The sequence below is a fragment of the Pseudomonas sp. 14P5.3.2 genome (assembly GCF_057799175.1).
Genome location: NZ_JBYOKU010000001.1, coordinates 1 through 20,896 on the forward strand (window position 1 = coordinate 1; position 20,896 = coordinate 20,896).

Annotated in this window: 22 protein-coding genes and 2 pseudogenes; 11 read left to right on the forward strand and 13 right to left on the reverse strand. The window is 55.2% G+C overall.

The genetic code is table 11. From position 1 onward, the window contains the following. The 3 genes and pseudogenes from AC27VU_RS00005 to AC27VU_RS00015 form a co-directional block, all read left to right on the forward strand. Positions 1 to 238, forward strand: a pseudogene (locus tag AC27VU_RS00005) (glycoside hydrolase family 19 protein); the annotation flags it as partial. Continuing rightward, complete coding sequence (locus AC27VU_RS00010) at positions 238 to 747, forward strand: lysis system spanin subunit (RefSeq protein ID WP_488723271.1); 510 nt, start codon at positions 238 to 240, stop codon at positions 745 to 747. The pseudogene AC27VU_RS00005 and the gene AC27VU_RS00010, both read left to right, overlap by 1 nt. A gap of 129 nt (positions 748 to 876) precedes the next feature. Continuing rightward, positions 877 to 1,167: a hypothetical protein gene (locus AC27VU_RS00015; protein ID WP_488723098.1), complete on the forward strand. Its 291-nt coding sequence runs from the start codon at positions 877 to 879 to the stop codon at positions 1,165 to 1,167. A 3-nt stretch (positions 1,168 to 1,170) separates the two neighbouring features. Here AC27VU_RS00015 and AC27VU_RS00020 read toward each other — a convergent pair whose 3' ends face one another. Both AC27VU_RS00020 and AC27VU_RS00025 read right to left on the reverse strand, forming a co-directional pair. Next, complete coding sequence (locus AC27VU_RS00020; protein ID WP_488723099.1) at positions 1,171 to 1,911, reverse strand: hypothetical protein; 741 nt, start codon at positions 1,909 to 1,911, stop codon at positions 1,171 to 1,173. 651 nt (positions 1,912 to 2,562) lie between these two features. Further along, positions 2,563 to 2,772 carry a hypothetical protein gene (locus AC27VU_RS00025; protein ID WP_488723100.1) on the reverse strand — a complete coding sequence of 70 codons (210 nt, stop codon included), beginning with the start codon at positions 2,770 to 2,772 and terminating at the stop codon, positions 2,563 to 2,565. A gap of 588 nt (positions 2,773 to 3,360) precedes the next feature. On the opposite strand from AC27VU_RS00025, the gene lpxO reads away from it, so the two are divergent. Further along, positions 3,361 to 4,260, forward strand: a complete 900-nt coding sequence (gene lpxO / locus AC27VU_RS00030) for a lipid A hydroxylase LpxO (protein WP_045122779.1) — start codon at positions 3,361 to 3,363, stop codon at positions 4,258 to 4,260. 73 nt (positions 4,261 to 4,333) lie between these two features. Here the strand turns inward: lpxO and ku are convergent, their stop codons facing one another. Beyond that, the gene (gene ku, locus AC27VU_RS00035; RefSeq protein ID WP_488723101.1) at positions 4,334 to 5,206 is read right to left on the reverse strand and encodes a non-homologous end joining protein Ku; all 873 of its coding nucleotides are present in this window, start codon (positions 5,204 to 5,206) and stop codon (positions 4,334 to 4,336) included. 190 nt (positions 5,207 to 5,396) lie between these two features. Between ku and AC27VU_RS00040 the strand changes: the two genes are divergently transcribed. Together AC27VU_RS00040 and AC27VU_RS00045 are read left to right on the forward strand one after the other, a co-directional pair. Then, positions 5,397 to 5,738, forward strand: a complete 342-nt coding sequence (locus AC27VU_RS00040; RefSeq protein WP_201137576.1) for a hypothetical protein — start codon at positions 5,397 to 5,399, stop codon at positions 5,736 to 5,738. Positions 5,739 to 5,790: 52 nt separating this feature from the next. Further along, positions 5,791 to 6,936 (forward strand): PQQ-dependent sugar dehydrogenase, encoded by a 1,146-nt coding sequence (locus tag AC27VU_RS00045; RefSeq protein ID WP_488723102.1) that lies wholly within the window; start codon positions 5,791 to 5,793, stop codon positions 6,934 to 6,936. A gap of 130 nt (positions 6,937 to 7,066) precedes the next feature. Here AC27VU_RS00045 and AC27VU_RS00050 read toward each other — a convergent pair whose 3' ends face one another. Next, positions 7,067 to 8,185: a peptidase C39 family protein gene (locus AC27VU_RS00050; protein WP_488723103.1), complete on the reverse strand. Its 1,119-nt coding sequence runs from the start codon at positions 8,183 to 8,185 to the stop codon at positions 7,067 to 7,069. 92 nt (positions 8,186 to 8,277) lie between these two features. Between AC27VU_RS00050 and AC27VU_RS00055 the strand changes: the two genes are divergently transcribed. Both AC27VU_RS00055 and AC27VU_RS00060 read left to right on the forward strand, forming a co-directional pair. Further along, positions 8,278 to 9,852 (forward strand): RimK family ATP-grasp domain-containing protein, encoded by a 1,575-nt coding sequence (locus AC27VU_RS00055; protein ID WP_400505362.1) that lies wholly within the window; start codon positions 8,278 to 8,280, stop codon positions 9,850 to 9,852. A 7-nt stretch (positions 9,853 to 9,859) separates the two neighbouring features. After that, positions 9,860 to 10,783: a magnesium transporter CorA family protein gene (locus AC27VU_RS00060; protein ID WP_103520895.1), complete on the forward strand. Its 924-nt coding sequence runs from the start codon at positions 9,860 to 9,862 to the stop codon at positions 10,781 to 10,783. Positions 10,784 to 10,903: 120 nt separating this feature from the next. On the opposite strand, the gene AC27VU_RS00065 is transcribed toward AC27VU_RS00060, so the two are convergent. Then, on the reverse strand, positions 10,904 to 11,239 hold the full coding sequence (locus tag AC27VU_RS00065; RefSeq protein ID WP_003225178.1) for a DUF2834 domain-containing protein: 336 nt from the start codon (positions 11,237 to 11,239) through the stop codon (positions 10,904 to 10,906). A gap of 252 nt (positions 11,240 to 11,491) precedes the next feature. On the opposite strand from AC27VU_RS00065, the pseudogene ilvA reads away from it, so the two are divergent. Then, positions 11,492 to 12,481: pseudogene (gene ilvA, locus AC27VU_RS00070) on the forward strand (threonine ammonia-lyase, biosynthetic); the annotation flags it as partial. 30 nt (positions 12,482 to 12,511) lie between these two features. Here the strand turns inward: ilvA and AC27VU_RS00075 are convergent. Both AC27VU_RS00075 and eco read right to left on the reverse strand, forming a co-directional pair. Beyond that, positions 12,512 to 12,817 carry an NIPSNAP family protein gene (locus AC27VU_RS00075; RefSeq protein WP_003225174.1) on the reverse strand — a complete coding sequence of 102 codons (306 nt, stop codon included), beginning with the start codon at positions 12,815 to 12,817 and terminating at the stop codon, positions 12,512 to 12,514. 21 nt (positions 12,818 to 12,838) lie between these two features. Next, positions 12,839 to 13,324 carry a serine protease inhibitor ecotin gene (gene eco / locus AC27VU_RS00080; RefSeq protein WP_400496355.1) on the reverse strand — a complete coding sequence of 162 codons (486 nt, stop codon included), beginning with the start codon at positions 13,322 to 13,324 and terminating at the stop codon, positions 12,839 to 12,841. Between the two features lie 371 nt (positions 13,325 to 13,695). On the opposite strand from eco, the gene AC27VU_RS00085 reads away from it, so the two are divergent. Continuing rightward, positions 13,696 to 13,965, forward strand: coding sequence for a DUF1652 domain-containing protein (locus tag AC27VU_RS00085; RefSeq protein WP_007964586.1), 270 nt, complete (start codon positions 13,696 to 13,698; stop codon positions 13,963 to 13,965). On the opposite strand, the gene AC27VU_RS00090 is transcribed toward AC27VU_RS00085, so the two are convergent. Together AC27VU_RS00090 and AC27VU_RS00095 are read right to left on the reverse strand one after the other, a co-directional pair. After that, positions 13,962 to 14,360 (reverse strand): hypothetical protein, encoded by a 399-nt coding sequence (locus AC27VU_RS00090; protein WP_003225169.1) that lies wholly within the window; start codon positions 14,358 to 14,360, stop codon positions 13,962 to 13,964. The two genes, AC27VU_RS00085 and AC27VU_RS00090, sit on opposite strands and share 4 nt — an antisense overlap. Positions 14,361 to 14,450: 90 nt before the next feature. Then, positions 14,451 to 14,720 carry a DUF2790 domain-containing protein gene (locus AC27VU_RS00095; protein ID WP_338802080.1) on the reverse strand — a complete coding sequence of 90 codons (270 nt, stop codon included), beginning with the start codon at positions 14,718 to 14,720 and terminating at the stop codon, positions 14,451 to 14,453. 491 nt (positions 14,721 to 15,211) lie between these two features. Here AC27VU_RS00095 and AC27VU_RS00100 point away from each other — a divergent pair, with 491 nt between their 5' ends. Then, positions 15,212 to 15,508, forward strand: coding sequence for a hypothetical protein (locus AC27VU_RS00100; RefSeq protein WP_201137581.1), 297 nt, complete (start codon positions 15,212 to 15,214; stop codon positions 15,506 to 15,508). A 102-nt stretch (positions 15,509 to 15,610) separates the two neighbouring features. On the opposite strand, the gene AC27VU_RS00105 is transcribed toward AC27VU_RS00100, so the two are convergent. The 4 genes from AC27VU_RS00105 to AC27VU_RS00120 form a co-directional block, all read right to left on the reverse strand. Beyond that, complete coding sequence (locus AC27VU_RS00105; RefSeq protein ID WP_338802079.1) at positions 15,611 to 15,964, reverse strand: hypothetical protein; 354 nt, start codon at positions 15,962 to 15,964, stop codon at positions 15,611 to 15,613. 66 nt (positions 15,965 to 16,030) lie between these two features. Beyond that, positions 16,031 to 16,576 carry an SEL1-like repeat protein gene (locus AC27VU_RS00110; RefSeq protein WP_338802078.1) on the reverse strand — a complete coding sequence of 182 codons (546 nt, stop codon included), beginning with the start codon at positions 16,574 to 16,576 and terminating at the stop codon, positions 16,031 to 16,033. A gap of 51 nt (positions 16,577 to 16,627) precedes the next feature. Continuing rightward, the gene (locus tag AC27VU_RS00115; RefSeq protein ID WP_003225162.1) at positions 16,628 to 17,602 is read right to left on the reverse strand and encodes a tetratricopeptide repeat protein; all 975 of its coding nucleotides are present in this window, start codon (positions 17,600 to 17,602) and stop codon (positions 16,628 to 16,630) included. A gap of 16 nt (positions 17,603 to 17,618) precedes the next feature. Next, a complete protein-coding gene (locus tag AC27VU_RS00120) occupies positions 17,619 to 20,882 on the reverse strand; it encodes an Ntn hydrolase family protein (RefSeq protein ID WP_003225160.1) in 3,264 nt (1,087 codons plus the stop codon). Between the last annotated feature and the right edge of the window lie 14 nt (positions 20,883 to 20,896).

Consider the following 20,896-nt stretch of genomic DNA (forward strand, 5'->3'; position numbering starts at 1 on the left):
ATGCGGCGAAGCTCTGGGCTTGGATCTGATCAATCATCCCGAACAGCTTGAGCTTCCACAGCATGCCGCGATGTCGGCGGGGTGGTTCTGGAAAAAAAACGGCCTGAACGACCTGGCGGATGCCGGCGACAATGCAAACATCGGCAGCATCATCAACACCGGTCGGCGTGGGCGGACGCCGAACGGTGCCGAGGATCGCGCCTCGCTGTACGCCAAGGCGCTGAAGGTGTTGGCGTGATTGCCGTTCCGTGGAAAGCGGTGGGCGCGCTGGCGCTGGTGCTGATCGGCGCCGGCAGCGCCTGGCAGTTTCAGGACTGGCGCTACGGCGGCCAACTGGCCGAGCAGGCGCGGCTGCACGCCGACACCCTCAATCAACTGACCCAGGCCGCGACGACCGCGCAGCAGGCCGAGCAGGACAAGCGTCTGGCGCTCGAGCAGCGGCTGGCAGACAGTGAAAAAACTCACTTCGAGAAATTGACAAATGTTCAAAAAGACCAGGCTCTGCTGCGCGATCGCCTTGCCACTTCTGATTTGCGGCTGTCAGTCCTCCTCGACGCAACCGACGCTGCCAAAGGCTGTGGGGTGCCGGCCACCGCCGGCGCCGGCGGCGTGGATCATGCAGCCGTACGAGCCAAACTTGACCCGGCGCATGCTCAACGAATTATCGCCATCACCGACACCGGTGACCGTGGATTGATTGCGCTTCAGGCGTGCCAGGCCTACGTTCGTGAAATTCTGACGAAGTGATCGTGTTTTTAACCGGTCGTCGGGACATGTTGAATATTGGCCAATCTGCCCCTTTCACCAAACTGTAACCTTGCCTAATCTGCACGCTCGTTCCGAATAATTCGGGCTTTCTTAAGGAAGGGATCTGCCTTGAATACTCATATGGCTGTTGGAGATGAAGCGCGTCCGGCATTTGATTCGACCATGCACGAAAGCTGCTCGATAAAAGGACTCTTTCTCATGATTGAGGCGGAGTTGAGCGGGTGCCCAAGTAATACGTTCTCAGTCATCGCAGTATTAAAAGACCTCGCTTTGAAAAATGACCCAGGTTGGCAGCAGCGAACCTTTGGTTTTCTGAAGGGGGTCTGGGCGATGGGGCGACTCGATGAGAAAAGGCTCGCCAAACTGGAGAGTAACCTATACCGCTTTCCAATCCAGTAACCCTCAATCGGCTTTGCGCCTGCCTGTCCGGCCAGGCGCCGGCTTCGTCACAAAACCTTTTCCATCACAGGTCGCGCAGTCGTCACGCGTGTCAAAGCGATCGAGGCAGGCAGGGCAAATGCAGAAGGCCGACGACTCGATGTGAGGTCGCACCTTTTCAAAAGCGCGTAGGTCTCGCTCTTCCTGGGCGACTTGAGCTGCATCAACCAGAGCGCGGTAGGCGTCTGGGTCGTCGACAGGTTTGTAGTCGACGCCACTGATAACCCGTTCGGTTTCCACCAGTTGGTATTGGCGCCCATTCAATTCCAGCACCAGTCCTGAAATTTTCCCAATCTTTCGAGAAAGCCCCAGAGTCAGCTGCACCCCATCCGCATTGGAGTAGACCTTGCCGTCGTAGGGAAAGGAGGCGCCGCGTGGTTCGTCGCTTTCGAAGTTGAATATCGACCGGTTTATTTTGCCAAGCAGCCTTCCGGTGTCGATCTGAACGACATCGTAGGTCGACGCTCCTCGGTACTGGCCCGGCGAGTTTTGCAGCTCCTCGACAGAATCCCAGTAGGCAGCGTCTGCCATCTCGTTCATATCGAAGCGCTCGAGTTGGTCGATCAGTCCCTCTGTATGCAGGGCGCCCGCCATTTGATGAAGCGTTTCCCGGTGTGCCTCCGGGTTCTGCATGCGAAAGTCCTGGTCGTCTAGAGTCGCGCGCCATTGCTGGAGCCGTAGAGATTTGGCTTGATCGAAATTCATGGAAAGAGATTCGCTGTACAAATGCTGTATGCATGTACAGTAATCGAGACGGATAACGTGGGCGAGGGTAAGGCGACGAGCTGTAGGATTTTGGATTGGTGGGTGTCGGCAGAACGCCGGAGAGGAGTGGAACACTGTAGGAAAATACAGCGCTAAGTTGTTGATTCTTATAGGGGGTAATGGCGGTTTTTTACCCTGATGCTTTGGCTGTGTTTTCTTTGCAAATCAGTAGCTTACGATAATTCCGAAGTCACCTTGACATGGTGGGGCGCGAAGCTGAGCACGTTGTGTCCTGGTACTACAAGAACGAACAGCAACTGAACGAAGTACATGTCATTTACAGCATTTTTTTTCTCAGTAATCATATGGTTATCCCCTGATAGGGGCCGGCTCCACCAATCCTGGTTGGGTGAGAAGAAGGTGTTTACGAAATGATTCAGTTTATCATTGTCCTTGGTGTTGTTTTGGCGACTGCTTGGGCGCTGTGGAGTGTCGTTAGCTGGATTTACGACAAAATCTGCAGTCAGTAAACGTAAGCTGTAAGCCGACTTGCCGGCGGTAATTGCAAGTATTTTAAGGCCCCTTTTGGGGCCTTTTTTATGAGCTGTGTTCCGTACTAGGGGCCAGCGTGACGTTTTTGACCGATTGCGGTCACTCTGGCGCCATCAAAACCGCCAAGGTCATCTTGATGAACTCCTCGTTCTTGTCGATCGTCCAGAGTGCGCCGCGTACGTTCTCGGCGACATCTGCCGATCCACGCTGCTCGACCCAGTTGGACAGCTCCATGATGTCGGCTTCGAGGGCGAGCTGGTTTTCGTTGATCTTGAAGAGCAGGGAGGGGAGCAGATCAGAGTTTTGCATTTGGCGTCCTCAGTGGAAGACCCCAGATTAGCAGGGATGGTATTTTAGTTCGGCAGAACGCCGGAGGCTTGGGCCAATTTTTGGGCCAATGGTGCAAAATGATGGGGGTTGGTGCGGGCGCAACCCCCTGTAAATGCTGGCTTTAACCCTCAGAAAACCCCGATCAATACTGCATCGTGATGTTAGCTGTAGAAATCAAAGGTTTTTCCTGCGAAGCATTCTGAGTAGCGAGGGTGCGGCTGGAGCGCTTGGCCCGAGTCAAAGTGCGCTGAGGCGGGACATTCCCGTCATCAACCAAGGGGGCGCGTAAAGTTTGGCGGCGATTGTACTGGTCTGGCTCTTTAAACGATAGGGCGATGACGCCGCGTCTGCCGTTTGGCAGATTCAGCGGACAGTTTTTCACAGATCAGGTTCACCATTGGTTACAAAGTATGGCTAAAATGCCAGCCAGTTACCCAATAGCCGCTAACGGCAAGGGCTCAAGGAAGTGCCACCGGGATAGTATTTGTATTCATGCCACTGCATCAGACCCTGGGCCACCGGCCGGCAGGCGCGCAGTTTGTTCACTTTTGACGTGTGACGATTTCCGTGAAACTCATCATTGCTGCTATTTATGTCATTTCGATTGCATACGTTCACCTTCGTGGGCGCGTGCGTCACAAACTGGGCCGTCAGTTGAGCGATCACTCGACGTTCCTGGCGCCGATCAACTGCTTCCTGTACCTGTTTTCGAAGAAGCCGAACAAGCCGTATCTCGATCCTTCCGAATTTCCTGATCTGAGCCCTTTGCAGGCGCACTGGGAAGAAATTCGCCAGGAAGGGCAGAATCTGCTGCGCGCCGGTGAGATCAAACGCTCGAATCAATACGATGACGTCGGTTTCAACTCGTTCTTCAAAAGTGGCTGGAAGCGTTTCTACCTCAAGTGGTATGGCGAGAGCCATCCGTCGGCCATGAAGTTGTGCCCGCGCACCACCGAGCTGGTGCAGAGCATCGGTTCGATCAAGGCAGCGATGTTCGCCGAGCTGCCGCCGGGTTCGAAACTGGTCCGTCACCGTGATCCTTACGCCGGTTCGTATCGCTACCACCTGGGTCTCGACACTCCAAACGACGCGGGTTGCTACATCAATGTCGACGGTGAGAGCTATCACTGGCGCGACGGTGAGGCGGTGATGTTCGATGAGACCTACATTCACTACGCGGAAAACACCACCGACAAAAACCGCATCATTCTGTTCTGCGACATCGAGCGGCCGATGAAGTATCGCTGGGCAGCGGCGTTCAATGCCTGGTTCAGCCGCACCGTGATGTCGGCGGCAGGTGCGCCAAACGATGCGGGCGATCGTGTCGGTGGGATCAACCGACTGTTTACCAAAATCTACAAAGTCCGACTGCGTGGCAAAGAGCTGAAAAAGCGCAATCGCACGCGTTACTACATGGAAAAGTGGGCGATCTTCGGCGGTTTGCTGGCGGTGTTCATTCTGATCTGACAGCATCGCCAGCCTGCTGGCGATGAGTCTCTCAAAACCAACCTGTCAGCTTCCTGACAGGAGCCGGATCTGATTACCCCCCCGAAGCCTTTTTGGTCTTTCTCGCCGGGGCTGCCTTGCTGGCAGGCTTCGCTTTTGCCTTCGGTTTGGTCGTGGCCTTGCCGCCCAGACTGCGTTTAAGCAGCTCGGTCAGGTCGATCACATCCGCAGACTTGCGCTCTTCCTCGCCACCCACCGTCTCGACATCCTCGATCTTGCCTTCATGGGCCTTTTTCTCGACCAGCGCCATGATCTTGTCTTCAAACTCGTCCTTGTAATCCTCCGGACTCCAGTCGCCGCTCATGTCCTGCACCAGACGTTTGGCCATGTCCAGTTCGCCTTTGGCCAGTTGCGGTTTGGTCACCTCACTGCCCAGCTCCAATTCGTCGAGGCCACGCACTTCCTGCGGCCAGCGCAGCTTGACCAGCACCAGCGCCGATTCCAGCGGCATCAGTGCCGCCAGATATTGCCGAGTGTGCAGGACGACGCGGGCGAGGGCGACCTTGTTGGTTTTGCTCAATGTTTCACGCAGCAGCGCATAGACCTTGCCGCCGCGCTTGTCCGGCGCCAGGTAATAAGGCGTGTCGATGTTTTGTAGCGGAATCTGCTCGGCATCGACGAATGAAAAGATATCGATGGTCTGGGTCGACACGGGGTGCGCCGAACGAATTTCTTCCTCGCTGAGCACCACGTAGCGGCCCTTTTCATAAGCCACACCTTTAACGATGTTCTCTTTGGTGACTTCCTTGCCCGTGACTTTGTTAACCCGTTTATAACCGACCGGGTCCATGCTGCGGCTATCGAGCCAGTCAAAGTCGACGCCCTGCGAGGACGTTGCCGACACCAGCGCGACGGGGATGTGTACCAGTCCGAAGCTGATCGCGCCTTTCCAGATTGCCCGAGCCATGGTGAGTTCTCCGAGTGATGATCAGGTGACCCGTGCCCCGGCTCGAAAGTTTCCAGCGTTTGCATGGGCTCGCAGCAATGCCGGTCAAGTCGTGTTACATCTTGTTTAAGGCCCATGGGTTAACAAATCCGAACCCAGGGCGTAGCGTGGACTCGAAGGCTCTATCCCCTGCGCATCGAGAGGCCGCGCCATGAACCGAATTCCGTTAGGCATCATCGTTCTGTTCCTTGGGGCGGGGCTCGCGCATGCCGAAGTCGGGCCGCCGTCCGCGCCGCTGCTGCTGGCACAGAGTCCCACCGGTACCGACAACAACCCTTACAACAGCCCGATCCGCCGCGCCAATCCCAACAGCATGCAGGGCACACAGCCCAGTGCGCCGATTATTCGCGGGCCGAACACGGTGCCGGTACCCAGTTCGCCAACCGTCGGTAATGGCGGCATCGGCAATGGTCAGCAACAACGTTCGGTGCCGAGTACACCACCAAAATTCATTCCCAACCCACCTTCACGCGATGGAGACAGCAACCGTTGAACGGCAGGACTGAGCGCCTGTCAGCCTTTCGAACGAACAAAAGGAATCGTGCATGTTGCGTAAAACCTTTCTAGCCACGCTGTGTGTCGGCGCGTTGATCAGCGCTCCCGCTTTCGCCGCTGTCCCCAAAGAGCTCAAAAGCGAGCAGGGTACCCTTGAAGTCACCACGATTACCCAAGGACTCGAGCACCCTTGGGCGCTGGCGTTTCTGCCGGATCGGCAGGGCATGCTGGTGACCGAGCGTCCAGGCAACCTGCGGGTGATCAGTGCCGATGGCAAGCGCTCTGAACCGATCAGTGGCGTACCGAAAGTCTGGGCCAAGGGCCAGGGTGGATTGCTCGATGTGGTGCTGTCGCCGGACTTCAAACAGGATCGGCTGGTCTACCTGTCCTATGCCGAGGGCGGTGGTGCCGGGGACAAGGCCGGGACGGCGGTGGGGCGCGGTCGTCTGTCGGACGACTTGCGCAGTCTGAATGATTTCAAAGTGATCTTCCGTCAGGAACCGAAGCTTTCGACTGGCAACCACTTCGGTTCACGGCTGGTTTTCGACCGCGACGGCTACCTGTTTGTCACGCTTGGCGAAAACAACGAGCGGCCCACCGCGCAGGATCTCGACAAGCTGCAAGGCAAGGTCGTGCGGATCTTCCCCGATGGCAAGGTGCCGGATGACAACCCTTTCGTGGGCCAGCCCGGCGTGCGGCCGGAAATCTGGTCTTATGGCCATCGTAATCCGCAGGGCGCTGCGCTCAATCCGTGGAACGGCACAATCTGGGAGAACGAACACGGTCCCCGGGGTGGCGATGAGGTGAACATCATCGAACGCGGGAAAAACTACGGCTGGCCGTTGGCGACCCACGGCATCAACTATTCGCTGCAACCGATTCCGGAAGCCAAGGGCAAAAGTGTCGAAGGCGCCGTGGATCCACACCATGTGTGGGAGAAGTCTCCCGGCGTCACCGGGATGGCGTTCTATGACGCTGATCGTTTCAAACCGTGGCAGCAGAACCTGTTCATCGGCGCGCTGGTCAGTCAGGAGCTGATCCGGCTGCAGTTCGATGGCGACAAGGTCGTGCACGAGGAGCGTTTGCTGGGCGATTTGAAACAGAGAATTCGTGATGTGCGGCAGGGGCCGGATGGGTATCTGTATGTGCTGACGGATGAGCAGGACGGTTCGCTCTACAAGATCGGCCTGAAGTAACCTCACTTCAAATTTTCACAGATCTCCTGTGGCGAGGGAGCTTGCTCCCGCTGGGTTGCGCAGCAGCCTCAAAATCTTGTGAGCGCTACGCATTCATGCGGGAGCAAGCGCCCTCGCCACCAAAAAGCCTCTAGAGCCTAACGATAGTTGGCGTAGGGCGGTCATACAAAACCACCGCCGCCCGCAATTTCCCCCGCCCAAACCGGCTCATCTTTTCAAACTCCCCATGGCTGACCGGCACATGTTGGCAGTCCATCGGCTGGCGATGCTGGCTGTGATCGACGTCTGGATCGTGCAGGTACACAAAGTCTTCATCGCAATCGGTGACCACTACCCAGTGCGGTGATTTGGAGCGGGTCAGGCGATAACTGCTGATCAGCACCAGAGGCTGACCGCCAGCCTCCAGCAGGCGCGGTAAATCCAGATGGATGCCAATCTTCCGCTCGATGTCGGTCTCTTGCATTTGAGCGGTGAACTCCTCATGCACCAGGCGCATGACGTCTTTTTTATGCTCATCGCGCACGCCGTCGAGAAACAATGGCCCGGCCATACTCAGCTGCAAACGCACCCGGAAACCCCGCCGCCAGGCCGCCAGTGCCAAACCCTGGGGGCTGCAGCCACCATGGCCGGAGGTCATGAACACCGTGGTCGCTTCACGCCAGATCTGCAATTCCTCACGCCGCTCCAGCAGGCGCGCAGGATGCAGCGCGCCCATGGCCATCAGCAGACAGGCCGGGCCACAGGTGAATTCGGTAGTTTGCGGGTAGTAGGGCACCTTGATACTGCGCGAGTCACGGTGCTGAACAATGCGCTTTTCCAGACGCAGTGCATCGGCATGGTCCTCGTAGTAATCGTGAATCAGCGCAAAACGCCGATAGCCGTTGCGCTCGTAAAGCCCGATGGCGGTGGGGTTATCGATACGTACTTCAAGGCGCAGGTATGCGCAGTCATGCTCAACGGCACAGGCCTCGATACGTTGCAGCAATTGTTTGCCCAGACCGGTGCCACGGGCTTCGCCGGCAATGGCGATGGAATACAGGCGCGCCAGTGATGTGCCGCGATGAAACAGCACCAGTGCATAGCCGAGCAATCGCCCGTCAAGCTCGGCGACCAGCAGTTGCGCATGGGCGCGGGTGATCATCCATTGAAAGCTGCGGCTGGTGAGCCGGTCGGTGGTGAAACATTGCATTTCCAGGGCCAGCAACGCTGGCAGATCTTCAACTACCGCCAAACGAAAAACAGCACTCATATGACCACCGTAAAAGTTGCGTAACGAAACGGGACTTTCGAAAAACTTCGTGCTTAATAGAAATGGTCTTGTTCTCCAACGGATCAATCTCTATGTCAGCGGTACAGGGTCATTGGCGCGAAGTATCCGAGCAAAGTTTGCCGACGGCAACTTTTTTAAATCCAGTCATCAGAACTTCCAGTCAAGTGTTGATCATCGTCGAACGCAAGGAAGACTGGGCCTCGTACTTTCCCAGCGAGGACATCGTCACGGCTCAGGAATACCTTGAGCAAACCCGTGACAGCGAACCTGGCAAACGGGTGCAGGTGATTAACCTGTGCCGCAGTTACAAGTACCTGGGGCACGGTTACTATTGCTCGCTGCTGGCAGAAGCCCGCGGCCACAAGGTGATTCCATCGGTCCGCACCATCAGCGAACTGACGAAAAAATCGCTTTACGGCCTGGCGCTGGACGACCTCGATAAAACCCTGGAAAAAGCCCTCAGCCATCATTTGTACAGCGATACCGAAGGTTTCACCCTGACACTTTACTTCGGCAAGACGCATATCGAGCCGCTGCAGGATCTGGCCCGGCAATTGTTTGAAGTGTTTCCGTGTCCGATTCTGCTAGTTGAGTTTCGCCGAACTAACGGCTGGCACATCGAAGGTATAAAGTCCGGCGCCCTGCACAAGTTGCGCGACGATCAGGAAGATCAGTTCGCCAATGCGCTGGACGGCTTTAGCCGTAAAGTCTGGCGAGTGCCGCGCTCGCCGCAAGTGGCGCGTTATGACTTGGCGATTCTGCACGATCCACAAGAAGCCTTGCCGCCGTCAAACGCCAAGGCACTGGATAATTTCGTGCGGGTCGGCAAGCGTATGGGCATCGATGTCGAGCTGATCGAACGCAAGGACTACGCGCGGCTCGCCGAGTACGACGGCCTGTTGATTCGCGAGACTACCAGCGTCGATAACCACACCTATCGCTTCGCGAAAAAAGCCGAGAGCGAAGGATTGGTGGTCATGGATGACCCGACGTCGATTCTGCGTTGCACCAACAAGGTCTATCTGACTGACCTGCTCAACAGCCATCAACTGGGTATGCCTGCCACGGAAATTCTCTACAAGGAACGACCGGAAGATTTCGAACGGGTCGGCGAACGCCTCGGTTTTCCGCTGGTGCTGAAGATCCCCGACGGCTGTTTTTCTCGCGGGGTGATCAAGGTTGAAAGCCAGCAGGCGCTGCTTGAGGCTACCGCTGAATTGTTCGAACACTCGGTATTGCTGTTGGCTCAGGAGTTTTTCTACACCGAGTACGACTGGCGCATCGGCGTGCTCAACCGCAAACCGATCTTCGCCTGCCAATACTTCATGTCCAAGGGCCACTGGCAAATCTACAACCACAAGGCCAAGGGCCAGGACATCAACGGCGAGTGCCGCACCCTGGCGGTTCACGAGGCACCGCGGGCAGTGGTGGAACTGGCGGTCAAGACCGCGAACCTGATTGGCGACGGCCTCTACGGCGTGGATCTGAAACAGGCCGGCGACAAAGTGGTGGTGATCGAGGTCAACGACAATCCGAACCTCGATGCCGGCATCGAAGACGCCTATTTGCAGGACGATCTGTATTCACTGGTGCTGGAGGAGTTCGTGCGACGACTGGAACTCAAGCGTCGCGGCCAGGCCTGGTGAAGCGCCGATGATCAGCAGTTTCGCATTGAGTCACGGCGCGTTGCAGCGGGTGGAACGGCTGGATGCCGAGGTGATGCTGTTCAGCAATCCCGATGCTGCCGAGCGCGACTTGCTCCACACTCACTACAAGGTCGACGAACACGCGCTGGCCTCGGCGCTGGACCCGGACGAAGTCTCGCGAATCGAGTTTCACCCCGACCATTTGTTCCTGATCTGGAAGCGCCCGGAAAACTATTCCGGCGGTGGCAGCCTGGCGTTTGAAGTGTCGTCCTGCGGCCTGCTGTTTTCACCCGGTCAGTTGCTGGTGATCGCTACCGACGACACACCATTGCACGGCATCGGCACGCGCCAGCCGCTCAATGCGCCGCTGGATGTGTTGCTCGATTTGCTGTTCAACAACATCCACCATTATCTCGGCCACCTGAAGGTGATCAAACTGGTCGCCCGGGAGCTTCAACAGAAGTTCAACGCCTCGATGCAGAACCAGCATCTGGTGCAGATGTTCAACCTCAGCGAAAGCCTGATCTATTACATCAATGCCCTGCACAGCAACGGCGCAGTGCTGACGCGGCTGCGCAATCACGCGGAAAAACAGCACTTCGGCAGCGAGGCGATCGGGTTGATCGACGACCTGATCATCGAGAACAACCAGTGCTACAAACAGGCAGAGATCTACTCAACGGTGTTTTCCGGGCTGATCGATGCGCGCGGCAATCTGATGAACAACAGCATGAACAATCTGCTGCGCAAGCTGACGTTGATCAACGTGGTGTTTCTGCCGTTGAACCTGATTGCCAGTATTGGCGGGATGTCGGAGTTCAGCATGATGACGGCGGGGACGCCGTGGTGGATTTCCTACCCGGTGTTTCTGATGGTGATGTTGCTCGGGGCGGGGGGAATGTTGTTTGGGCTGCGGCGGTTGGCCCAGTGATTGATCGGTGCCTGAGCTGACACCTTCGCGAGCAAGCCCGCTCCCACAGGAGAATGCATTTCAAAAAGTGGGAGCGGGCTTGCTCGCGAAAGCGATCTCAGCAGCACTCGAAGCTCGGGATCAGCTCGCAGGGGCTGCCGCTGCCACTTTCTTGCGCTCCCGAACCCCACGCACCACCAGATACAACAGCGGCCCAATCGACACAAATACTGCCGTCAGCAACAGATACGGCACCACCGACCAGACCGACATCCCTCGCGACCGTGCATCCTTGACCATCCACACCCCGGCCAGCGTCGCCAGCAGATACAGATCAATCACCACCTGCGCCGTGTCCGGGCGCGACATCAGGCTGATACCGAAGTCGATCAACGACTGTTCGGCCTGGAGCATCACCGACACGGTGTAGCCAGTAAACGCAATCAACGCCGTGAGGGGCAGGGCGACAGGCATCATGTATTCCTTCCTTGGGGTGATGAGCAGAATCGCCAGCCTACCTTGGCATCCCCAAATAAGCCATTGACTCGCCGGCCGCCGCCGGGCTAATTTCAGGCCCATGACTTCCACCGTATTGCGCTGCCAGCCAAGCATTATTACCGCCATTCCTCATTTGGCGGGCTAGCTCACGACTGCTGCACCCAACCCGCCCTAGAGGCGGGTTTTCATTTTCTGTCTCCGGGGTTCTGATCAAAACGTCAGGAGACGACCATGCCGCACAGCCCCGTCCAACAAGTCCTGCTTGAGCAGTACGTGAAAAAGATCCTTGCCGCGCCGGTCTACGACATTGCTGTGCGCACGCCGTTGCAAGCGGCGCCGGCGCTGTCCGAGGCGCTGGGCAACCGGATCCTGCTCAAGCGCGAAGACTTGCAACCGACGTTCTCCTTCAAGATCCGTGGCGCCTACAACAAGCTGGTGCAATTGAGTGATGCGCAGAAAGCACGCGGCGTAATCACCGCGTCAGCGGGTAATCATGCCCAGGGCGTGGCCCTGGCGGCACGGGAACTGGGGATGGCGGCGACCATCGTCATGCCGTTGACCACGCCCGAACTGAAGGTGCTTGGGGTGCGAAGTCGGGGCGCTGAGGCGCTCCTGCATGGCGAAAGTTTTCCGTTTGCCCTGGCCCATGCGCTGCAACTGGCCGAGCAAACCGGGCGCACTTTCGTTTCACCGTTCGATGACCCGGACGTGATCGCCGGGCAAGGTACGGTGGCCATGGAAATCCTGCGTCAGCATCAGGGGCCGCTGGAGGCGATCTTCGTTCCGGTGGGCGGTGGCGGCCTGATCGCCGGTATCGCGGCATACGTCAAATACCTGCGGCCGGAGGTGCGCATCATCGGTGTTGAATCGGAGCACTCCGCCTGCTTGAAGGCAGCGTTGCAAGCGGATGCGCGTGTGATGTTGCCCAGTGTCGGGACGTTCGCCGATGGCGTGGCCGTGGCGCAGATCGGCGCGTATGGTTTCGAAGTGTGTCGGTTCTGCGTGGACGAGGTGGTCACCGTCAGCAATGACGAGCTCTGCGCCGCGATCAAGAATATCTACGACGATACCCGCTCAATCACCGAACCTTCCGGCGCGTTGGCGGTGGCCGGGATCAAACAATACGTGGCGCGCAACGGTGTTCGCGAGCAGACCTTCGTCGCGATCGACTCCGGCGCCAACATCAATTTCGACAGCCTGCGCCACGTCGCCGAGCGCGCCGCAGTTTGCGGCGTCCCGGCGTGATAACGCTCAGGGCAGTAGCGGGCGCAGAAAACTGCGCTCGTAGCTGACGATGAATTTTTTCTGCACCAGCGATTCCACCAGCGCCGTGCTTTCCGGATCGGTCAGCGCGATGTGCCGGTAGCTTTCATAATCGGCCAGCGATGGAAAGCTGAACAGGCAATAAGCGATGTTGCTCGCGCCCTCGGACGGCAGGAAGTAGCCGTGATGAGTACCGCCCAACCGCTCGACGATGCCCAGCCAGGCTTTGGCGTAGGCCTCGAACTCGGTCAATTGGTACGGATCGATCACGTATCGCACATGGCAAGTAATCACGTTTGGCGCTCCCTGTTCAGGTCATTCCGCGATGGCGGTGCCAACCTTGTCCGAAGCCGACCAGATGCGATAGCGCACTTCGACGTCTTTCGGGGCGTAGATCACCAGCGGCAGCTTGCTGTTGTAACGCAGCATGAAGCCATCACCGACGACCGGCACAAATGCGCGCTTTTTCTGAGTGCCAGGCGGGCAGGCCATCAGTGTGCTCATCGGGCCGATGACTTTTTCCAGTCGGTAGAACGGGTAACCCCAGCCTTCGAGATTTTTCTCATCCAGGGCGCCGCCCAGACGTTGGCTATTGCAGTCGACTTCCAGGGTTTTGCCGGCAAGGACTTCAACCTGGAAATTCTCTTCCTGTTCTTGCTTAGGTAGGTAGATGACCTGACGGGTAAAGCCGTTTTCCGCCTTGGGGTAAGGGGCAACGTCTTCCAGTTTGGCCCCGTGGGCGAAGGTGGACAGGCCGGCAACGAGCAGACCGATTGTCGCGTGAACGCTTAAAGAACCCATGAAAGCCTCCTGGCGGGTGTAGGGTGGAGTGACCGGCATTCTCACTGTCATGGTCGATGAATGCAAACCGGCGTCGACGTGCATATTGCAGTGTCCAAGTGGGGCATTCTTGCAATTTGCAACTGGCCAACTACTGGCCACCGCGCCAAGTGCTTGATTTATCGAGGGTCAAAATGACCCGATGAAAGGCACGGTTTATGCGTCTACTTGGTGCAGCGCACCGCGTTCGGGCGCCTACACTCCAAGAAGCATTTCGCTGTACAACCGTTTGCCGCACCAGGGAATCAGCGGGGAAACACCCGTGCAGGGGCAGCAAAAGCGGTCAACGTGAAGAGTTGATTGGCAGTTTCATCAATAAGGAGAGGTTCACCATGTTTCTGTCTGCCTTGGAACTACGCAATATCATTGAAAGCAGTTTTCTGCCTAAACGCTGCCAGTGCACGCTGTCGCCAGACCTGTCGATGACCGTCAAGGTATTCGGTGACCACCAGACTGACCAGGTTGATTTGCACGTCAGCGGGATCGATGCCAGCCATCTCAATGGCTGCCGCGAGATCAACGAACTGATTGCCGGCCTGCGCTCGGATCTGGCGCAACAAACCACGCCACAGCATTACAGTCCTCGCTCCAGAGCGCTTTAACTCACCGTTTCACCCAGTTCGACCGTCACGCGCCGGGCCTGCACAAAGCCAAGGCCCAGCGCGAACTCGACCAGCACCGCGAGCAGAATCCCGGGGCCGGCATGGCCGTTGAGCCATTCGCCGAAACCCAGTACTGCCAAACCAAAACAACCGACGATAAAACCGTTGCTCAGGGCATTTCGACCCAGTGATGGCGGAGCGCTGCGCACCAGATAAAACATCACCCCCAACGCCGCAAACAGCACCGCACTGCGCCGCGCAACAAAACCGGCAGCGGACGAATACTCAATGCTCCAGATCGCCAGCAACACCTCCGGGAAAAAGCCCCAGACCAGCGCCAGCACAAAACACAACGAAGAAGTGATGATCGACAACGTACGAAACGACAACTGCATGGCGAGTCCTTGCGGCAGTGAGGAGGGCCCCCGAGCATAACCCGCGAACCCTCCAGCGCCTACCGCAACCCCGCAAATCAGAGCCTTCTGTCAGTTCTGGTCACTGCAGGCGTCGGACATTTTCCGGTAGGTGATTTCCTCAGGCTTCCCGGCATTGTCGACGTACTTCATGTCAGCAGTAACGACTTTGCACTGACGAGTGGGTTGCTCGGTCATGGAGATCACTTTGTTCACATGCAACGGCATGCCGTACTGATAGGGGACAGGCTTGGTTGTGGCGGTGGTGTCATTGGCCTGAGCCACCCCGGCGAATGCGGTGCAGGCGAGGGCGGAGGTGAGCAGTAGCGTGCGAATGTTCATGGATCGGACTCCCGTGCGACGGAATGAGCGTTCGGCACCATACGGCCGAACCTGCCGCACTCGGCGCCAGCCAGCGGCTGAGGTGTGCGGTTCAGTAGAGTCTTGGACTGCGGCGTTAAGTGATGGTTAACCTGGCTGAACGCCGGCTGTCTGGCAGAGGGATGATTTCTTTGGGATGCGGGGCCGATTCCTACAAGGATGGATGCTTTGTCTGCTTTCGGCGGCGGGAGCGGGGCGGGTATGGTTTGGCGTCGCTGCAAAATCAGCGATTCGGGTTTGGTCACCTGAGCACGACACCATTGCAGATGTGCCATCATTTGCGCTGCGGACTTCTATGTCTTTGCAGTGCGCTGTTATGGCGGCTGTGTGCAGGGCGCCTTCGGGCGAGCTGAGTTTTGGTGTTGTCTCAGTTGACCAATCCTGCATGCGGCCGCCTCCCACTGTTTGGTCACGGTACTGGCGGTTACTTTCTAAAATATCGAGTAATCAAAATGCCAATACTAAACCCGCTCCCAAACCGCTATCACCCGCTCAACAGCGGCGTCACCGACAGCGCACCAATAGTCATCGACACCCAAGCCAATCCCCAAGACATCCTCGAGTCCGCCGTCCAGCGCATCCGCGCCTGCAGCGACCTGCTCGAAACCCTGCACTGCATGTGCTTCCGGCATGGCGATGTTCAGGACATTCCACACATTACCCATGCGCTGTACCTGCTGGCGCAGGATGGCAATGATTTGCTGCAGGTGGCGCAGCAGCAGATGCTGGATTGGAAGGCGCCGGTTTGATGCCTTGAATGCGAACGGGAGTATGGTCGCGTTGGGCGAACCTCACGCCATCTACTCTCCCGTTTGTATGATTCTCGTGCCCTTGAATTCGAATAAAACAAGCTAACGGCTTAGTTTGTCAGGGAAGAAGGACAGGGGAGGGTGCATGGATATCCATTTTTCTGATTGCTCTTTAGCTTCTAATATTTGCGAAGGAGTCAACTTGGAAGCAATGAGGGGAAGCTTGTATTTAACATTTTCCTGCATACCGCCCCCGCCATCCAAGCTACTTAGAGAAAAAATAAGCGAGTATCCCTTTACAGGATCATACGGGAAGCCATAGGTATCGGGCTCGTGAGCTAAATATGAACCGTATCCATATATGGACTCTGCGTAACCTGATACTGCAGCTTGCTCATTCCAATGTCGGAAGCCTTCAATATCTCCCTTCTCAAAAAGAAGAGCAGCCAACTCCATCATTGATCTAGGGTTGCCGCCTTCAGCTGAAAGTTTGTACCTTTTTTCAACTGCCTCACTTCGCTTTCATGGTAGCAAAAATCCCTCACCTTGCTTAAGTGAAGTGGCAAGCCAGTATTGTGCAAGAGCATTTCCTGAAGTTGCAGATCGTTCTAGCCAAGTATCATCTAAAGTGATTTCATACATTATGTACATCGCTTCTGCGTCGCCAGCATTTGCTTTTTGTTGGGCTAATTGTTTTGCTTGGTTTAACCAATCTATAGGTGCTTTCTGTGAAGCGGGACATTCGTTGGATATATCGCATAGGTCGTGTTCGATACGCCCTAACTGAACCATGGCATAAAGATAGTTTTGACCTGAAGACGCCTCGTACCATTTTCTGGCAGCTATATTCATGTAATGATTTTTCGCTCGGAGGGCTTCACCTAAATAATATTGGGCTTCTGCGTCGCCAGCCTCTGCTGCGATTGTCAAAAAGGAAATGGCTGAAGTGGCCTTATATTGGTTATAGAGTATAATGCCTTCGTTTTTAGCGATTTTCTGCTGTGCGTCCAGTTGGGCTTCCGCGTGAGAAGAAAGCATGAATAGCAGGGAAATGGCCAAATACTTCATGGATTCTATCAGTTCAACTCGCCAGAAAAGAGATAATGCTAAGCTTGGTTTTCAACGACTTAGTTTGTCCGGGTAGAACGAAAGTGGTGCGTGAGTCGCCTTCCATTCTTTTGCAAATTTTTTACCTTCTGCAATTTGCTCAGCTGTCATCTTTGCTTCAATTTTCGGTAACTTACTCTCCACTCTTTCTTGTAAACCTCCACCGCCGTCTAGCTCCTTCAAGGTGTAAACGAGGGCATAACCTTTAACGACATCGAATGGGAATCCATACGTGTCTGGCTCATGAGCAAGATCAGAACCGTAACCATAAACTGTTGTGGCGTAGCTTGCTAAAGCTGCTTGCTCATTCCAATGACGGAAACCTTCAATGTCACCTTTTTCATAAAGAAGGGCTCCGTATTCCATCATGGAGGGCGGGTACCCACTCTCAGCTGAAGCTTTGAATAATTTTTCAACCGCTTCCGAGCGTTTCCATGGAAGGAAAAAACCGTCTCCCTGATTGTAGCTCTTAGCTAATAAGTACTGTGAGATTTGGTGGTTTTTTGCGGCTGCTTTTTCTAGCCAAGTTGTATCGAGCGTTAATTCATACATTATGTACATGGCTTCTGCATTTCCATCTTCTGCCTTAGGCTGAGCGATGCTTGATGCTTGATTCAACCAGTCTGATGGTTTTTTTTCTGTGGCAGGGCAGTCGTCTGATAATTTACATAGATCATTTTTTACTCGCCCAAGCTGGATCATTGCATAAAGATCCCCTTGGTCAGCTGCCATTTCATACCACTTTTTAGCTTCAGGATTCATGTAGGTATTTTTTTGCCGTAATGACTCAGCTAGATAATATTGTGCCTCATGGTCTCCAGCCTCTGCCGCTATTCTCAGTAGAGGAGACGCAGAAACAGCTTTAAGTTGATTGTAAAGAATTATTCCTTGTCGCTTTGCGTGCAACTGCTCAGGATTCAGTTCGGCGCTTGCTTGGTTGGCGCCGGCGAGTAATAGCATGGCTGAAAATAATACTATGAGGCGCATGTTTTTTTCTCAAGTGTTATGCTTTTGGGTCTATAAATTTGGCTGTGCCAGACGGCATGTAAGTTCTACCAAAATACTGGGATCTTTGGCATTGCCCATCTTTTTTCGCACCTAGAATTTTTACATGGGACAAATAATCGGCGCGCATGTCATCACCGGTGCGATTTTTTAGGCGGAGAACAGGGTCTGCCATAAAGTTGTCAAGGGCAAGCCTGCTCTCGCAATACAACTGACCTGCGTTTGCTGGTTTTATCCCGAACTTGTTCATCGACATGCATATGTCTTCAAACTGACTTTGTGCTTTATCAATGGTATTGTCTTTCTGTGCACGCTTAAGAATCCAAGACAAAATTTTCTCAATGGCTTGCTGTTGGAGTAGTTTTGATTCTTCGTCGCTGTATTTAATCGTGTCGTCTTTTTCTGCTGTTTTCCCTGTGGGTCTGGAGATGGTCACAGAAAAATCACTTGGAGGGCTGATCAGAGTTAAAAGAAGAGGTCCTAACGCCCCGGGAATAGCATTTATGCACCACTCCTCCAGTTCGAGTTGATTCTCATAAGACATGATGGTTTGTGCTATCGCGCCGCCTTTGCCCGTTGCAGTCAAGCTTTCATAAAGCGTCATTACCGCATCAGCACCCATGAGGTAAATCATCCGGATATCAAAGCCACCAATGGCCAGAGTATTTAATTTCGAAAGGTACGCGTAGGTTTTATCTTCAATAACAAAGTACGGATTCTGTTTGTTTTTATAAAGTTCTCTACGGAACATGTTAAGCAGTTCAGTGACGGCGTCGTAGCCCACCTCGAATTTGAAGGAGCCTCCAACGCCCGGGCCGGCTATCAATGCGGCCTTGAGTACCAGAATCAGACGGCCCTCGTGCAGGGAAATACTCGCTTCAGCCCTCGCACCGAGGCCGGCTGCTGCATTGAGTTCCACGGTCAAGCGCGCAAGGCTAAACCATTCGCTGGCTTTCATTCCTGCGGCTTTACCAGCAACGGGGGCTTTGGTTAGCAAGGCTACTTCGGAAGGTGGAGCCCAGTTCAGCGCTCCGGTGACCATGATCCCGGTTTGCAGACCAGCGAATAGATTGAATGCGGCTTTTGCGCCATCCTGTATCTGTAGAGTTTCTGGAGCTTTTTTAATTTGGCCACTTTTCTCAGTTCTTGCGTAGCTGCGCTTATCGGGGTTGCGCACAACCGGTTCGGGAGGAGCTAAATGGAAGCCAGCGTTGCTGACATCCAATGCAATTTCCGAAGAAAGCAGCAACGATGCTCCGGCGTAGCCCCAAGCCTTCGCGCCTAGATAGAGCGAGAACCGTCCGAGGTTCATCTTCTGCTGTATGTCTTCGGCGTTTCGGTAGGTGATGACGATATCTTTAGCGTTGGCACGGTCTGGCAAGTCGACTTTAAAGAGTTCGACTTCACCCCTTGCAAGGTCAACGGCAAAAGTCGCCTTGGCCGAGGCCTGGAACCCTTCGGCCAGTGTCCAATCTGGCCCCTCTACTTTTGTCGACGAGTGGATGATCTTCGTGGTGGAAGGCATCAGGCAACGAACCAGCTGTGCCTGCGGAGTGATATCGAAAATGCGGAAGGTCTTGCGTACGTTGTCCTTGAACAACACTTGCTGCAATCGATCCCCCCATTCTTTACGTGTACCAGCATTCTCCAGCGCCGTGACCTTGTACTTCTTGCTTTCAAGGTAGGCGTTGAATTTTTCGATCTCGAACCAGCCTTCTGAGGAGAACCAGTCGCTTTCCTGATCCTTGATCCTCAACGCACCTTCGTCTTTCAGCCACTGTCCGAACAAGCTCAGCTCAGAGTCGGTCGCTGCTTTTCCATCGCTATTGCCCGGACGCTTCGCCAGATCTTTGACCTTGGCGCCTACTTTCTTCCAGTCATCCTTTACGGTCTGTTTGAGTCGTGGCAGCGAATACATGCTGAGATAGGTGAGCGGCTTGTTGAGGCTGTCCGCCATGCTCATCTCAGCCAGCGGGAAGCCATTCTTGATCAAACGCTCTTCGGGTCTCGCCTGAAATTGTTCTGGCTCCCACAACAGATGACGGCGAACAGTCGCCGTTTCCACGTTGTTCTCAGCCTGGAGCCGTAGCTTTTCTTTTGACGCCTGCAGCCGGTCCCAGGCGGCACGTTCATTGGTCACAAGGTTGGTGGGCGCCTTGGCTTGTCGTCCACTGGCTTCAATCCAGCCTTTGTACTTGGCACTGAGGCGTTCATTGACCTCTTTTTGCTCTTTCTCTAGCGCCAGATACTGCTTGAACAAGTCGACGCCACCCTCGACTGCTCCACCCTCGGGGATCAATGCAAACTCGGGCAATGCGATTCCGTATTGGGCAACATCGGTGATGGCGTCCAGATAAGCGCTATAGGTCGCTTTCCTTTCCTTGCGTTTGATTTCCTGGTCCCGCACATATGTACACAGCATCAATTGATTATTGGTGCCGCACATCGCGATCTCATCTATTCGCTTTTTGTCCTGAGCGAGCATCGGGGCGAGTTCTGCCGACGTTAACGTGGTGAGATCCTTGTCTTCTAACAACGCCTCTCGTGCTTTCAGATATTTTTGAACGGCTTCACGTGCGGCGATGGCTTTCGGCGCATAAAGGCTGCCGCTTTCGTACGCGTAGCCTTTTTCTTTGGCTGCGGCAATGGCGGTGCGCTTGAGCTTTTGCCATTCACTGTACATGCCGTGCACGCGAGTAGCATCGTCACGGGCGGTCATCATTTCGGTTCTTTTAATCTGATCCTGTTCGAGGCGCGTGAGGGGCGTCGCAGGTGGTGCTGCTTCTGGTGCTGCGGCTTTCCTGCTCTGTTGAGCTTCAAGCAGCGCCGCGTCCAAATTGCTTATGTTGGGATGTTGAGCTTCGATCTCCAGCATCCGGGACTTCTCTTCGCCCTCAAGAAAGTTTGCCAGCTTGGGCTCAAGGAAGTACTCCAGGAGACCTGATTCGTAGAGCCCTTTTTTGCGCTCTTCGGGTGATTTGGTTGAGCTGACTTTTTGTTCCAGATCGCTGGAAGCTTCTTTTAGTGCCGAGTTAGTCCGCTCCGGCAGCAGCCAGAATGATTCATTCTCAGTGTCGTAAATTGCGCTGCCATAGACGGTGGAGCAGGGCGTTTTCACTTTGTCGTGATCGCCTGGTGTATCTTCCGGCGCTTCGGGCTGTTCACCGATATCCCGAGGCGGTTTTGCACAAGCTTCATCAGCGACTACTGCTGTTGTGGGTGCTGACTCGGTGTTAGTTGCTGCGCTGATGTTCTGTTCCATTTCGCTTCCATTCA

Excerpts from the sequence above, each read along its gene's own strand:
- AC27VU_RS00020 (WP_488723099.1), bottom strand. The coding sequence starts at position 1,911 with ATGAATTTCGATCAAGCCAAATCTCTACGGCTCCAGCAATGGCGCGCG.
- AC27VU_RS00025 (WP_488723100.1), bottom strand. The coding sequence starts at position 2,772 with ATGCAAAACTCTGATCTGCTCCCCTCCCTGCTCTTCAAGATCAACGAA.
- ku (WP_488723101.1), bottom strand. The coding sequence starts at position 5,206 with ATGGCTCGGGCAATCTGGAAAGGCGCGATCAGCTTCGGACTGGTACAC.
- AC27VU_RS00040 (WP_201137576.1), top strand. The coding sequence starts at position 5,397 with ATGAACCGAATTCCGTTAGGCATCATCGTTCTGTTCCTTGGGGCGGGG.
- AC27VU_RS00045 (WP_488723102.1), top strand. The coding sequence starts at position 5,791 with ATGTTGCGTAAAACCTTTCTAGCCACGCTGTGTGTCGGCGCGTTGATC.
- AC27VU_RS00050 (WP_488723103.1), bottom strand. The coding sequence starts at position 8,185 with ATGAGTGCTGTTTTTCGTTTGGCGGTAGTTGAAGATCTGCCAGCGTTG.
- AC27VU_RS00055 (WP_400505362.1), top strand. The coding sequence starts at position 8,278 with ATGTCAGCGGTACAGGGTCATTGGCGCGAAGTATCCGAGCAAAGTTTG.
- AC27VU_RS00060 (WP_103520895.1), top strand. The coding sequence starts at position 9,860 with ATGATCAGCAGTTTCGCATTGAGTCACGGCGCGTTGCAGCGGGTGGAA.
- AC27VU_RS00065 (WP_003225178.1), bottom strand. The coding sequence starts at position 11,239 with ATGATGCCTGTCGCCCTGCCCCTCACGGCGTTGATTGCGTTTACTGGC.
- eco (WP_400496355.1), bottom strand. The coding sequence starts at position 13,324 with ATGGGTTCTTTAAGCGTTCACGCGACAATCGGTCTGCTCGTTGCCGGC.
- AC27VU_RS00085 (WP_007964586.1), top strand. The coding sequence starts at position 13,696 with ATGTTTCTGTCTGCCTTGGAACTACGCAATATCATTGAAAGCAGTTTT.
- AC27VU_RS00090 (WP_003225169.1), bottom strand. The coding sequence starts at position 14,360 with ATGCAGTTGTCGTTTCGTACGTTGTCGATCATCACTTCTTCGTTGTGT.
- AC27VU_RS00095 (WP_338802080.1), bottom strand. The coding sequence starts at position 14,720 with ATGAACATTCGCACGCTACTGCTCACCTCCGCCCTCGCCTGCACCGCA.
- AC27VU_RS00100 (WP_201137581.1), top strand. The coding sequence starts at position 15,212 with ATGCCAATACTAAACCCGCTCCCAAACCGCTATCACCCGCTCAACAGC.
- AC27VU_RS00105 (WP_338802079.1), bottom strand. The coding sequence starts at position 15,964 with ATGGAGTTGGCTGCTCTTCTTTTTGAGAAGGGAGATATTGAAGGCTTC.
- AC27VU_RS00110 (WP_338802078.1), bottom strand. The coding sequence starts at position 16,576 with ATGAAGTATTTGGCCATTTCCCTGCTATTCATGCTTTCTTCTCACGCG.
- AC27VU_RS00115 (WP_003225162.1), bottom strand. The coding sequence starts at position 17,602 with ATGCGCCTCATAGTATTATTTTCAGCCATGCTATTACTCGCCGGCGCC.
- AC27VU_RS00120 (WP_003225160.1), bottom strand. The coding sequence starts at position 20,882 with ATGGAACAGAACATCAGCGCAGCAACTAACACCGAGTCAGCACCCACA.